This is a genomic window from Aeromonas sp. ASNIH8, assembly GCF_002919855.1.
GTDB classification, from domain to species: domain Bacteria; phylum Pseudomonadota; class Gammaproteobacteria; order Enterobacterales; family Aeromonadaceae; genus Aeromonas; species Aeromonas caviae.
This window is the reverse complement of record NZ_PQLN01000001.1, coordinates 128,679-141,334: the sequence shown is the minus strand read 5'-3', so window position 1 is coordinate 141,334 and position 12,656 is coordinate 128,679. Positions and strand designations below refer to the sequence as shown.

Here is a 12,656-nt window from a genome sequence, read left to right as displayed (position 1 = left end):
TCCCGTCCATGGGCGTGTGTATGTGACGACCGGCCAGAATGAGACGGTGCTTCCGGCTTGGCTGGGCGGTCTGCCGTGACGCTATTGGGTCAGCAAATCGGCAAGGGCGTTGCCCTGTTCGTGCAGCTGTTCGAGCTGATCCGCCAGAATGAGACGGGGATCCGGCTCCTGCTGATCGGCCGTTGTGCATCTACTGGGTCAGCAAATCGGCCAGGGCGTTGCCCTGTTCGTGGAGCTGCTCCAGCTGATCCGCCAGGCTGGCGGGATCCAGCCCCAGCTGGTCAGCCAGGGTTCTGGGGAAACGGGCGATGATGGCCTGTGCCGGTACGCCGGCCTGCCAGGCGAAGGAGACGAAGACGGCGAGCCGGATGAGCACGGCCTCCTTGCTGACCGGATCGTGGGAGAGGGGGTCGAGCTGCTGGGCGATGGCATCCACGAAGGCGGGCGACAGGTTCCAGCGCCGCGCCAGCTCTGCGCCGAGCTGGGCATAGTCGTAACCCAGCATCTCCCGCTGGGCATCGACTCGGCTGCTGCCTTTCTCGATGGCCAGATTGATGAGCCCCGCCTCTTCCGGCAGGGTGCTCTGGATCAGCAGCTCGCCGATGTTGTGAATGAGGGCGCAGGTGAAGGCGGTCTCGGGATCCACCGAGGTGGTCTGCTGTGCCAGGGTGCGGGCAATGGTGGCGACCTGGAAGGTCTGGGTCCAGAAGTGGAGCTTGTCAAAGCCGGGGGGGGCCTTGAAGCTGCTGATGATGCCGGAGGCGACCACCACGGAGCGCAGGCGGTTGAAACCGAGGCGGATCACCGCCTGTTCGATGGAGGTGATTTCATTGCCACGGCGCAGGGCGGCGGAGTTGGCCATCCGCAGTACCTTGACGCTGATCACCTGGTCCATGGCGATCTTGGCCGCGATCTCGTCGATGCGGGCATTCTCGTCGTTGAAACTCTGCATCAGCTCGTGCAGCAGTTTCGGAATTGTGGGCAGTTGCTTGATCTTGCCAAACAGGCGATCCATCGACATGGCTGAGGCAGCCTCCATTGCTAACAATGCCTCATATTGTGCCACAGCCTGGCCAGTTGTTCCTGCTGGCGAGCGGTTTTGTGAGCCCTAGTACACCCAGTCTTGCAGCCTGTATTCCAAACGGTGCCGTTTTCCCTGGAGGATCAGGGTCTGGGTGGAACCGCTCAGTGTGGCCCCCTCCGTCAGGGTGGCGAGCACGGCCTGCTCTATCAGATCGAGTTCGGGGGGGCAGGCCATGGCGGTGCTGCCGAGGCTGGTGACCCAGAGCTTGTTCCCCTTGAGGTGGCCCTGGCCGAAGTAGCGGTTGCAACCAGCGATGCCGTTGACGGTGAAGTGTTCACCGATCTCGATGTCGGGGGGATTGCTGCGGCGGCTGGCGATGGCCTGGCCATCCAGCCGATCGAGCACCCAGTGATGGTGTTGCAGATCTTGCGAGGCAAAGCGGGGAGCACTGCTGCAGGCGCTGAGCAGAAGCAGGGCGAGCAGCAGTAGCAGGTATCTGGGCATTGAAGGGGCTCCGGTGGTGGGTATGACAAGCATACCCGTCCCCGGGCCCGGGCGGCAGGGCGAGGGGGGAGGAGCCCGACCGCTTCTGTCGCCCCGGGGGAAGAGGGGGTGTCGGCAAATGGCAACACCCGCTCCGAGCGAACCTGTCTATCGGTTGACCATGGTTCCCCTGGCCGTCTCAGTCTGCAAACAGCCGCTCGGCATAGCGGGCGAGGCCCGAGGCCACCGAACCGAAGTCATCACCCCCCTCCAGCGGTACCTTGGGCAGTTTCTGCTGGATGAAGGCCTTGATGAGGGGGGAGCGGGCACTGCCGCCGGTGACGAAGACCCGGTCAGGCTGCACGCCTGCCGCCTGGATCGCCTCGTCCATCAGCTCGCCAATCTTCTCCAGCAAGGGGGCGGAAGCACTGGCCAGCTGGGGGCGGGTGAGTGCCGCCTCCAGCCCTTTTTCCAGCTCGTTCAGGGTCTGGTGATTGTGCTCGTGGTCGGAGAGGGCGATCTTGCCCTGCTCGGCGCGCCACACCAGTTGATGGCTCAGCTTGTGGGCCCGCAGGCTGGCGAGGCGCGGGAGCTTGCTGCCTGGCTGGCTGTCGAGCTGGAGATCCTGCAACTGGCGGGCGGTATCCAGGCTGTAGAAACGGCTCTGGGCACTGACGTCATTGATGGCGGCGGCGTCCCAGAACAGGGGATGGGGCAGTGGCTTGCCGGTCTTGAGGGTCTCGTGCATGCCGAGCAGCGGCATCATGCCCTCCACGGTCAGGCGGATGTCGAAGTCGTTGCCCCCGATGCGCTGGCCGCTGTGACCGAGCAGATCGCCGCTGCGATCCAGCTGGTCACGGTGGCTCGGGCCCATGCGCAGTACGGAGCAGTCGGTGGTCCCGCCCCCGATGTCCACCACCAGCACCACCGCATCCTCGGTGAGGCGCGCTTCGAACTCGAAGCCGGCGGCCACCGGCTCATAGAGGAACTCCACCCGCTCGAACCCGGCGAGGCGTGCCGCCTCCCTCAGGATGGCGATGGCCTGGCGGTTGCTCTCTTCCCCCGCCAGTCCCTGGAAGTTGACCGGTCGGCCGATCACCGCCTGGCGGATGGTGCTGCCCGTCTGCTGCTCCGCCTCCCGGCGCACGTGCAGCATCATGGCGCAGACGATGTCCTCGAACAGAGCGATCTGGGGAGCCTTGAGGCCATAGGCCCCGAGAAAGGATTTGGGGGACTTGATGTAGTAGCCCTCGTCCGGCTCTTCCAGATAGCGCGCCAGCGCCGCACCGCCGAAGCTCAGCTCGTCGATGAGTCCCTCTTCGCGCATCTGGCGGCGCACCGCTTGTGCCCGGGTCACCACGGGACCGCGCAGCTTGAGGTATTCGCTCTGCTGGACGGGGGCCAGGCCTTCGGCCAGGAGGCCGGCGATGGCGTCCCGGTGGGGGGCGTGCAGGGTGGAGGGAAGGTAATGGGAACCGGAGAGGGTCAGCAGCCTGGGGCTGCCCTGTTCCATCACGGCGACGGCACAGTTGGAGGTACCGTAATCAAATCCGATGAACATGCTGGCCAGACTCCTGTACAAAAAAGGGCTGGTAGCCTACCCGATGCCGCCGGGTCTCACAACCCGGCGGCGGGATCAATGGCGTGGCGACAACGCCTCAGGGATCACTCCACTTCGTTGTCAGAGCGGCCCTGGCTCTCGATGGCCTGGATGTTGCTGAGGGTGGTGTCGGCGATGGCGTGCAGCGCCTCCCGGGTCAGGAAGGCCTGGTGACCGGTGAACAGCACGTTGTGGCAGGCAGACAGGCGGCGGAAGACGTCGTCGGTGATCACCTCGTTGGACTTGTCCTCGAAGAAGAGGTCTTCCTCCTCCTCGTAGACGTCCAGCCCCAGGGCGCCGATGCGGGCAGTCTTGAGGGCCTCGATGGCGGCGTTGGAGTCGAGCAGGCCGCCCCGGCTGGTGTTGATGATCATCACCCCGTCCTTCATCTTGGCGAAGGCCTCCTTGTTCAGCAGGTGATAGTTCTCCTTGAACAGGGGGCAGTGCAGGCTGATGACATCGGACTGACGGAATAGGGTGTCGAGATCCACGTACTCGGCGCCCAGATCGATGGCCGCCTGGTTCGGATAGGGATCGCTCACCAGCAGGCGCATGCCGAACCCCTTGAGGATGCGCAAGGTGGCGATGCCGATCTTGCCGGTGCCTATGATGCCGGCGGTGCGGCCATGCATGTTGAAGCCGACCAGCCCCTCCAGGGAGAAGTTGGCGTCCCGGGTGCGCTGATACGCCTTATGGATGCGGCGGTTGAGGGTCATCATCAGGCCCACCGCATGTTCGGCAACGGCCTCGGGGGAGTAGGCAGGCACCCGCACCACCTTGAGTCCCAGCTCCTTGGCGGCGGCCAGATCCACGTTGTTGTAACCGGCGCAGCGCAGGGCGATGACCCTGGTGCCGTACTGCGCCAGCTCGGTCAGCACTTCGCGGTCGGCATCATCGTTGACGAACAGGCAGACCACGGGGAAGCCGTGGGCGAGACGGGCCGTCTTGGCCTCCAGCCGCACGTCGAAGAACTCCAGATCGAAACCGTACTGGGCGTTGGCCTGGTGGAAATGTTCCTTGTCGTAGCTCTTGGTACTGAAAACGGCGACTCTCATGGTGCGCTCTCCGTAGATAATGATGTGGTTAAATTACAACAAATAGTGACCGTCATCACGGGATAAGTGGTGCTGTTTCAACCCCAGGGCATGATGGGGACGGCACTCACTGCACTCTTGTACGAACCATCCACCAACTTGGTGCTGTAAGTCAGATAGACAAGGGCATTGCGCTTCTCGTCGTAAAAACGCACCACCTTCTGCTCCTTGAACACCAGCGAGGTGCTGACATCGAACACCTCTTCCCCCGCCTTCAGCCTGGCGGGCAGGGTGATGGGGCCGATCTGGTGGCAGGAGAGGGAGGCGTGGGAGGGATCTTCCGCCAGCCCGAGTCCGCCCTTGACGCCGCCGGTCTTGGGGCGCGCCAGATAGCAGGCGACACCGGCGATTTTCGGGTCGTCGAACGCCTCCACCAGGATCTTGTGGTTGGGGCCGAGCAGCTTGAAAGCGGTGCTCACCTCGCCGACGGGATCTGCCTTGTCGGCCAGCACCGGGCCGGTCATCAGTGCCCCCAGCAGCAGGGGCAGGGTGCGAGCAAGGGTCTGAGGATGTCTCATGGTCTCTCCTGTTGGCCTCCCTCAGAAAGGGATGCCCAAACGACGATAGAGGCTGGCCAGCACCCAGGCGGGGCCTACCAGCAGAAATTGCAGGTCGGTGAGAAAGGAGGGGCGTTTCCCCTCGATATGGTGACCGACGAACTGGGCTATCCAGAACAGCACGAACCCGATGAGAGCAGGCCACAGCAGCGGCCCCTGCCAGACGTGGCAGAAGGCCAGTCCCAGGGCGGTCAGGGCGGTCATCCCCGTAAAGATCGTCAACGACAGCCGCAGGTAGAAGACCAGCACCGGGATGGCCACCAGCCCCGCCCAGTTGAAGGACGCTGGCAGGGGACCGGCGGGCAGGCACCAGAGCAGGGCCAGGATGCAGAGGTAGATGCCTGGCACCGCCACCTTGTGGATGGCCACATTGACGGGGTGTTGATGGCTCTGGCCGTAGTCGCGAAACCAGTCATCCAGTCGTTTCATGGCACCTCCCTGGTGCGCGTATTGAGGCCGGGCGACCTCGCGTTCCTGTGCGTCTGCGGCGGGCTGCGCCCACCGGATGGGATGACCCGCGGCTGATCACGCTCCCGGCGGCGGATATTCCCAATGCCGGGATACCGTGTCCGTTCATGCTCGCAGCGGTGGATATTCTCAACGCCGGATATCGTGTCCATTTACTCCTGCGACGGTGGATATTCCCAATATTGGGCCGGAATGCTTTTGAGCAAGGGGGTCATGTCGGGATTGGGCAGGGCGATGGTGACTCTCTGCTCCAGATTCGCGCTGGCCAGGGCCTCGCGGATCTTGGGGTTCTCCCGAAAGAACGCCATGAAGCTGCCGTCGGCATAGGCACGCTCGAGGCCGGTCTGTATCGCCTTGGCCAGCTTCGGCGATTCCGGGCTGACGAAGAAGAACTCGGCGAAGGGGTAACGGATCAGCAGGTGCTGATCGATCACCAGGTTGGGATATTGTGCCGCCAGCTCGCTGCGTTCGGCGAAGATTTCCACCAGACCACGGGGGAAGAAGTCCAGCTTGTCACCGTCATTCATCAGGCGAAACAGGTTGCTGTAGCGCCCGGCATAGGTGGGAATGCCTGCCAGTTCCAGGATCTTGTTGTCGGCCCAGCCCACTCCCTGGGCGGCTTTCAGTTTCTTGAGGTCTGCCAGGGTGTTGATCTGGTTGAACCGCTCCTGGGCATCGGCGTGGATGAAGGAGAGGCGCAGCCCTTCCAGGCCACGAAACAGCGGGATTGGCACTGCGGTGAGGGAGGATTCCAGCGCGCTGGAGGTACCCATCCAGAACACATTGATGACCTTGCCCTTGGCAAGCGCCTGCTGGAGGCTGTACTGGTTGAGATTGAGGTCGACCCGCTCCAGCTTGTAGGGCTGCCCGGCGTGGTTGAGCGCCAGTTCCAGCAGCTTGAGCTGGTATTCGTTGTCGAGATCGTTGATCGGTCGGCTGGGGACCTTGACGGTGAGCGTCTGTGCTTGTGCCAGCAATGGCAGGCACAAGCACAGCCTGATGAGCCATTTCACGCTTTGATCTCCTTAGGATCCGGGACTTGCCCGGAGTCTAACAGAAGTTGTCACGCTCTTGCTGTGAAAGGGGCCGGGGATCACCCGGCCGCGTCATCTTCGGGCATGGCCTGCCCTGTGCCCGGCTCGTACCGAGGCCGGGCTTGTTCGCCGCATCAGGCGACGCGACGGAACACGTGAGTGTCGTTGAATTCCTTGGTGCTCTGGCATTCCACACAGAAGCGGGACTCGGGACGGGCCTGCAGCCGCTTGAGAGAGATCTCGTCGCCACAGGATTCGCAATAGCCAAAATCCCCTTCATTGATCCGCTTCAACGCCCCTTTCAGCTTGCGCAGGTGCAACTTGTCGTGCTCGATGCGGTTCAGCTCCAGGCGACGGGCCTCCTCGACACTGGCACGGTCAATTTCATCCGCCATCTCGTTGGTATCGGTGGCGATAGCCTGGCTGGCCTGGGAGTTGAGACGTTCTTCGAGCTCAAGGATTTGTCGCTCGATCTGGCCTTTGTAGAAGGTCAGTTGGTCTTCTGTCATGAAATCACACATACGGTTTGCTACCAGTCAGTTTCCCAATGTTACCCATTGATGGGGGCTGTCTGTCGTCAGACCAAGCCCTTGTATCCCGTTTTGCACCAAATCCATGCAGGAGAGTGCAAATCAGGGCGGGCCTTGTACCAAAAAAATGCAGACATGCAAAGGAAATTGGATAAGGAGTGTGCGCCCTTGCAAAGAAATGGGCCTTCTCCGACAGGGTCTGACTGAGTATCGAACGAGATCCCGCCGCCGTTGGCATCGAGCTTGCAGTGGGCTGATCGTGACACAAAGTGTTTAGTATTTGGTGCCGAGATGGTCATTATACAGGCCGTTGTTTATAGTTTTTTAAACACCGCTGCTTGACAAAGGCCTTTATCACGGGCTTTCATGGTGTGGTCGATTACATTTTCTTAACAAGGGTGTTCCTTATATTAGACACCCTTGACAATGGCAACCGTAAAGTCGGGGTTTAACATGGACAGTATCAAGGGCTGGATGGAGAGCAATCGCATCACGGAAGTGGAGTGCCTGTTTCCGGATTTCACCGGCAATGCCCGAGGCAAGATCATTCCAGCCAACAAGTTTCTGCGCGAGGGGGGCATGCGGCTGCCCGAGGTCATTTTCACTCAGACGGTGACCGGCGAGTACCCGGATGACGACAGCATGATAGACCCGCTGGAGCGGGACATGCAGCTCTACCCCGATCCCAACACCATTCGTTTCGTACCCTGGGCGCTGGAGCCCACCGCCCAGGTGATCCACGACTGCTTTGACGTCAACGGCAAGCTCATCGACATCGCTCCCCGCTCCGTGCTGCGCCGGGTTCTGTCATTCTACGAGAAGCAGGGCTGGAAGCCGGTGGTGGCGCCGGAGCTGGAGTTCTACCTGGTGACCCGCAACGAAGATCCCGACTATCCGCTGGTACCGCCGGTGGGCCGCAACGGCCGCCCGGAAACGGCCCGCCAGTCGTTCAGCATCGATGCGGTGAACGAATTCGACCCCATCTTCGAGGACATGTACGACTACTGCGAGGCCCAGGAGCTGGAGGTGGACACCCTGATCCACGAATCCGGTGCCGCCCAGATGGAGATCAACTTCCTGCACGGGGATGCCATCGATCTCGCCGACCAGGTGTTTCTGTTCAAGCGCACCATGCGCGAGGCCGCTCATCGCCACGGCATCTATGCCACCTTCATGGCCAAGCCCATGAGCAACGAACCGGGTTCCGCCATGCACATCCACCAGAGCCTGGAAGACATGGATGGCAACAACCTGTTTGGTACCAGCGAAGGGGGCAACTCCGATCTGTTCATGCATTTCATCGCCGGCCTGCAGAAATACACCCCGGCAGTGACAGCTCTGCTGGCGCCGAACGTCAACTCCTACCGCCGCCTCACCTTTGGCGAGAGTGCGCCGCGCAACGTGCAGTGGGGGGTGGAAAACCGCACCTGCGGCCTGCGGGTCCCCTTCTCCGAACCGAGTGCACGCCGGGTCGAGAACCGCTTCGCCGGGGCCGATGCCAACCCGTATCTGGCCCTGGCCGCCACCCTGGCCTGCGGCTACCTCGGCATGCTGGAGAAGCTCGAACCCATGCAGGAGATGAAGGCGAGTGCCTATGACCTGCCCTACAGCCTGCCCCGCTCGCTGGAGGAATCGCTGAGCCACCTGGAGCAGTGTGAACCCATCAAGGACATGCTGGGGGAGCGCTTCATCCGCGCCTTCGTGGCCGTCAAACGCAAGGAGTACGAGACCTACTTCGGCGTGATCAGCCGCTGGGAACGGGAATTCCTGCTGCTGAACGTCTGATCTGTCCCCGGGGGAGGCGAGGCCTCTCCCCGTCATATCGCAAGCAAGGTGCCGAAGGCCCGTCTCGCGTCGGCGCCCGCGACCCGGAAGGCACCGAGTATAGGTGAGGCCCGCTCCCGCAATGGAGAGGGGCGTCACCTGCAATCAACTGGCGACGATGTTCGCCCCATGGAAAGGCATCGAGCAGGCAAGAGAGTGCCAGCCCCGTGAATGGCAGTGACCGGGCAGGCCACCCGTGCCCTCATGAATGGCGACAAGATTCGCCGAATCGAAGGAACCGAGGAGCAAGCAATGCAGCACACCACCCGTGAGTGGCAGCAACTGGAAGCCAGCCATCATCTGCATCCGTTTACCGATTTTCAGGCCCTGAACAAGAAGGGCAGTCGCATCATCACCAAGGCCGAAGGCGTCTATCTGGAAGACTCCGAAGGCAAGCGCATTCTGGACGGGATGGCGGGTCTGTGGTGCGTCAACATGGGCTACGGCCGTCAGGAGCTGGTGGATGCCGCCACTCGCCAGATGCAGCAACTGCCCTACTACAACCTCTTCTTCCAGACCAGCCACCCCCCTGCTGCCGAGCTGGCCACCCTGCTGGCCGAGATCACCCCTTCTCACCTCAACCACGTCTTCTTCACCGGTTCGGGTTCCGAGTGCAACGACACCGTGCTGCGCATGGTGCGTCACTACTGGGCCAGCAAGGGACAACCTGACAAGCAGGTGATCATCAGCCGCCACAATGCCTATCACGGCTCCACCGTGGCGGGGGCCAGTCTGGGCGGCATGAAGGGGATGCACGCCCAGGGCGGCTTGCCCATTCCGGGCATAGTACACATCGACCAGCCCTATCACTTCGGTGAGGGAGAGGGCATGAGCGCCCACGAGTTCGGTCTGGCCCGTGCCCGCCAGCTGGAAGAGAAGATCCTGGCACTGGGCGTGGACAAGGTAGCCGCCTTCATCGGCGAGCCTATCCAGGGTGCGGGGGGGGTCATCATTCCGCCCGAGAGCTACTGGCCCGAGATCCAGCGCATCTGCGACCAGTACGGCATCCTGCTCATCGCCGACGAGGTGATCTGCGGCTTTGGCCGCACCGGCCACTGGTTTGCCAGTGAAGGTTTTGGTATCAAACCCGATCTCATGTGCCTGGCCAAGGGCATTACCTCCGGCTATCTGCCGATGGGCGCCGTGATGGTGGGGGACAGGGTAGCCAGGGTGCTGGTGGAAGAGGGGGGGGAGTTCAACCATGGCTTCACCTATTCCGGCCATCCGGTCGCCTGCGCCGTGGCCATTGCCAACATCCAGCTTATGCAAAGGGAGAGCATAGTTAAGCGAGTTCATGATAGTATCGGCCCCTATTTGCAGCGCCGCTGGGCTGAGCTGGCGGACCATCCGCTGGTGGGGGAAACCCGTGGAAAAGGCCTGGTCGCCGCGCTGGAAATAGTGCAGGACAAGCAGACGAAACGTCGCTTCCCGGCCGAGCTCCATGCCGGGATGACCTGTCGGGAGTTCTGTTTTAACAATGGCTTGGTGATGAGGGCTGTCGGCGATACCATGATCATATCGCCCCCCTTGGTGATCACCGAGGAACAGGTGGATGAATTGGTCAAACTGGCCAGGCTCAGTCTGGACCTGACGGCTGCAAAGCTGCGGGAATAGGCGGGAACCGGGCAGGTTGGCTTACGCATACAATTTGCTTAGGAGACAAGGACTATGTCTTTTAAAAAGGGAATGATGGCTGCTTCCGTGGCGCTGGTCATGATGAGTACCGGGGCGATGGCCGACGAGAAGGTGCTGCACGTCTACAACTGGAGCGACTACATCGCGCCGGATACGCTGGAAAACTTCCAGAAGGAGACGGGCATCAAGGTGGTCTACGACGTGTTCGACAGCAACGAAGTGCTGGAAGCCAAGTTGCTGGCAGGCAAGTCGGGCTATGACATCGTCGTACCGTCCAACCCCTTCCTGGCCAAGCAGATCAAGGCAGGTGTCTTCCAGAAGCTGGACAAGTCCAAACTCTCCAACTGGCAGAACCTGGACGTCGACCTGCTCAAGGCGCTCGAACCGAGCGATCCGGGCAACCAATACTCCATCCCTTACCTGTGGGGCACTATCGGCTATGCCTACAACGCCGAGAAGGTGAAGGCCGTGCTGGGGGCCGATGCCCCGGTGGACTCCTGGGATCTGGTGTTCAAGCCGGAGAACATGGCCAAGCTGAAGGAGTGCGGTGTCTCCTTCCTCGACTCGCCGACCGAAATGCTGCCGGCCGCCCTGCAATACCTGGGCTTCAAGCCGGACAGCCAGAAGCCGGATGAGCTGAAGAAGGCAGAGGCGTTGTTCCTCTCCATCCGTCCCTATACCGCCTATTTCCACTCCTCCAAGTACATTTCGGATCTGGCCAACGGCAACCTGTGCGTGGCGGTCGGTTACTCCGGTGACCTGCAGCAGTCCAAGGCGCGTGCCGCCGAGGCCAAGAACGGTGTCAGCCTGACTTACACCATTCCGAAAGAGGGGGCAGGCAGCTTCTTCGACATGATCGCCATCCCGGCGGATGCCAAGAACGTCGAGGCGGCCCACACCTTCATCAATTACCTGATGAAGCCGGACGTGATCGCGAACATCACCAACGTGGTGCAGTTCCCGAACGGCAACAAGGCGGCCACGCCGCTGGTGGACGAGGCGATCCGTACCGACCCGGGTATCTACCCGACGCCGGATACCCTCAAGAAGATCTACACCTTCCCGGATCTGCCGGCCAAGGTGCAGCGTCTGATGACCCGCAGCTGGACCAAGATCAAGTCAGGCAAGTAAGAGTGACGAGTACCCCTCCCGGTCCGCAGTTCGGCCGGGAGGGTGGTGACCACCCGACAGGTTGGACGGCGCGTATGGATGCGCGACTGGCAAAATCACACAAATGAGGACTGATAAGTGCACATGACCAAGATGGCAACGCTGGCCCTGACCCTGGGGTTTGCAAATCTGACCCAGGCAGCCCCTGTGGTTCATTTTTACAACTGGTCCGATTATATCGGCGAGACCACCCTCAGTGACTTTCAGCAGAAGACCGGGATCAAGACCGTCTACGACGTGTTTGACTCCAACGAGACGCTGGAAGGCAAGCTGCTGACCGGACGCACCGGCTACGATCTGGTCGTGCCCTCCAACAATTTCCTGGCCAAGCAGATCAAGGCGGGGGCCTTCCAGAAGCTGGACCTCACCCTGCTGCCAAACCTGAGCAACCTGGACCCCATGCTGCTCAAGCAGCTCGAGAAGGTGGATCCGGGCCATCAGTACGCCGTGCCCTACCTCTGGGGCACCAACGGCATCGGTTACAACGTCGAGAAAATCAAGGAAGTGCTGGGTGTCGACAAGATTGACTCCTGGGCGACCATTTTCGAGCCGGAAAACATGAAGAAGCTCTCCCAGTGCGGCGTAGCCTTCCTCGATTCGGCGGACGAGATGATCCCGGCGGCCCTCAACTACCTGGGGCTTAACCCCAACAGCCATGAGCCGGCGGACATCAAGCGGGCCGAAGAGCAGCTGCTCAAGGTGCGCCCCTATGTGGCCTACTTCCACTCCTCCAAGTACATAGGTGACCTCGCCAACGGCAACATCTGCGTGGCGGCGGGTTTCTCCGGCGACATCCTGCAGGCGGCGTCCCGGGCCGAGGAGGCGGGCAAGGGGATCAAGATTGCCTACAGCATCCCCAAGGAGGGTGGCAATCTTTGGTTCGACATGATGGCGATCCCGGCCGATGCCACCAACGTGAAAGAGGCTCACGCCCTGATCAACTACATTCTCGAACCGCAGGTCATCGCCAAGGTGAGCGACTATGTGGGTTACGCGAACCCGAACATCAAGGCGGGAGAGTTCATGGACAAGGCCGTTCGCGAGGATGAGTCTGTCTATCCCCCCCAGGCGGTGCTTGAGCGTCTGTATGTGCAGGAAGCACATCCCCGCTCGGTGCAGCGCCTGATCACCCGGAGTTGGACCAAGATCAAATCCGGAACCTAACCTTGGCGCCCATCCCGGGGCGCCAGATTGTATTGATGGATCGGCCCAGGCCGGAATCACCTTTGGGAGTTTG

The 12,656-nt window shown here is 61.6% G+C and carries 12 protein-coding genes; 4 read left to right on the top strand and 8 right to left on the bottom strand.

The genetic code is table 11. The features are described 5' to 3' along the window. Window positions 1–190 precede the first annotated feature (190 nt). The 8 genes from C3418_RS00655 to C3418_RS00620 form a co-directional block, all read right to left on the bottom strand. Window positions 191–1,039 carry an HDOD domain-containing protein gene (locus tag C3418_RS00655; protein WP_039039670.1) on the bottom strand — a complete coding sequence of 283 codons (849 nt, stop codon included), beginning with the start codon at window positions 1,037–1,039 and terminating at the stop codon, window positions 191–193. A 69-nt stretch (window positions 1,040–1,108) separates the two neighbouring features. Next, a complete protein-coding gene (locus C3418_RS00650) occupies window positions 1,109–1,528 on the bottom strand; it encodes an META domain-containing protein (protein WP_010676067.1) in 420 nt (139 codons plus the stop codon). A gap of 178 nt (window positions 1,529–1,706) precedes the next feature. After that, window positions 1,707–3,068, bottom strand: coding sequence for a molecular chaperone (gene yegD, locus C3418_RS00645; protein WP_048209589.1), 1,362 nt, complete (start codon window positions 3,066–3,068; stop codon window positions 1,707–1,709). 104 nt (window positions 3,069–3,172) lie between these two features. Beyond that, window positions 3,173–4,162, bottom strand: coding sequence for a 2-hydroxyacid dehydrogenase (locus C3418_RS00640; protein WP_042864752.1), 990 nt, complete (start codon window positions 4,160–4,162; stop codon window positions 3,173–3,175). A 77-nt stretch (window positions 4,163–4,239) separates the two neighbouring features. Then, window positions 4,240–4,719: a CreA family protein gene (locus C3418_RS00635; protein WP_103857784.1), complete on the bottom strand. Its 480-nt coding sequence runs from the start codon at window positions 4,717–4,719 to the stop codon at window positions 4,240–4,242. A 21-nt stretch (window positions 4,720–4,740) separates the two neighbouring features. After that, complete coding sequence (locus C3418_RS00630) at window positions 4,741–5,187, bottom strand: DUF962 domain-containing protein (RefSeq protein ID WP_041214237.1); 447 nt, start codon at window positions 5,185–5,187, stop codon at window positions 4,741–4,743. A 191-nt stretch (window positions 5,188–5,378) separates the two neighbouring features. Further along, window positions 5,379–6,239 (bottom strand): hypothetical protein, encoded by an 861-nt coding sequence (locus C3418_RS00625; RefSeq protein WP_010676062.1) that lies wholly within the window; start codon window positions 6,237–6,239, stop codon window positions 5,379–5,381. 155 nt (window positions 6,240–6,394) lie between these two features. After that, window positions 6,395–6,781, bottom strand: coding sequence for a TraR/DksA C4-type zinc finger protein (locus C3418_RS00620; protein WP_010676061.1), 387 nt, complete (start codon window positions 6,779–6,781; stop codon window positions 6,395–6,397). 462 nt (window positions 6,782–7,243) lie between these two features. Between C3418_RS00620 and C3418_RS00615 the strand changes: the two genes are divergently transcribed. The 4 genes from C3418_RS00615 (at window position 7,244) to C3418_RS00600 (ending at window position 12,583) form a co-directional block, all read left to right on the top strand. Then, entirely contained in the window at window positions 7,244–8,575 is a 1,332-nt protein-coding gene (locus C3418_RS00615) for a glutamine synthetase family protein (RefSeq protein ID WP_010676060.1), read from the top strand. A gap of 291 nt (window positions 8,576–8,866) precedes the next feature. After that, on the top strand, window positions 8,867–10,228 hold the full coding sequence (locus tag C3418_RS00610; RefSeq protein WP_010676059.1) for an aspartate aminotransferase family protein: 1,362 nt from the start codon (window positions 8,867–8,869) through the stop codon (window positions 10,226–10,228). A gap of 54 nt (window positions 10,229–10,282) precedes the next feature. Then, window positions 10,283–11,380: a polyamine ABC transporter substrate-binding protein gene (locus tag C3418_RS00605; protein WP_029314872.1), complete on the top strand. Its 1,098-nt coding sequence runs from the start codon at window positions 10,283–10,285 to the stop codon at window positions 11,378–11,380. Window positions 11,381–11,503: 123 nt separating this feature from the next. Beyond that, window positions 11,504–12,583 carry a polyamine ABC transporter substrate-binding protein gene (locus tag C3418_RS00600; RefSeq protein ID WP_219812679.1) on the top strand — a complete coding sequence of 360 codons (1,080 nt, stop codon included), beginning with the start codon at window positions 11,504–11,506 and terminating at the stop codon, window positions 12,581–12,583. The last annotated feature ends 73 nt before the right edge of the window (window positions 12,584–12,656 follow it).

What these genes read in the sequence shown, in the direction of transcription:
- C3418_RS00655 (WP_039039670.1), bottom strand. Translation starts at nt 1,039, where the DNA reads ATGGAGGCTGCCTCAGCCATGTCGATGGATCGCCTGTTTGGCAAGATC.
- C3418_RS00650 (WP_010676067.1), bottom strand. Translation starts at nt 1,528, where the DNA reads ATGCCCAGATACCTGCTACTGCTGCTCGCCCTGCTTCTGCTCAGCGCC.
- yegD (WP_048209589.1), bottom strand. Translation starts at nt 3,068, where the DNA reads ATGTTCATCGGATTTGATTACGGTACCTCCAACTGTGCCGTCGCCGTG.
- C3418_RS00640 (WP_042864752.1), bottom strand. Translation starts at nt 4,162, where the DNA reads ATGAGAGTCGCCGTTTTCAGTACCAAGAGCTACGACAAGGAACATTTC.
- C3418_RS00635 (WP_103857784.1), bottom strand. Translation starts at nt 4,719, where the DNA reads ATGAGACATCCTCAGACCCTTGCTCGCACCCTGCCCCTGCTGCTGGGG.
- C3418_RS00630 (WP_041214237.1), bottom strand. Translation starts at nt 5,187, where the DNA reads ATGAAACGACTGGATGACTGGTTTCGCGACTACGGCCAGAGCCATCAA.
- C3418_RS00620 (WP_010676061.1), bottom strand. Translation starts at nt 6,781, where the DNA reads ATGTGTGATTTCATGACAGAAGACCAACTGACCTTCTACAAAGGCCAG.
- C3418_RS00615 (WP_010676060.1), top strand. Translation starts at nt 7,244, where the DNA reads ATGGACAGTATCAAGGGCTGGATGGAGAGCAATCGCATCACGGAAGTG.
- C3418_RS00610 (WP_010676059.1), top strand. Translation starts at nt 8,867, where the DNA reads ATGCAGCACACCACCCGTGAGTGGCAGCAACTGGAAGCCAGCCATCAT.
- C3418_RS00605 (WP_029314872.1), top strand. Translation starts at nt 10,283, where the DNA reads ATGTCTTTTAAAAAGGGAATGATGGCTGCTTCCGTGGCGCTGGTCATG.
- C3418_RS00600 (WP_219812679.1), top strand. Translation starts at nt 11,504, where the DNA reads ATGACCAAGATGGCAACGCTGGCCCTGACCCTGGGGTTTGCAAATCTG.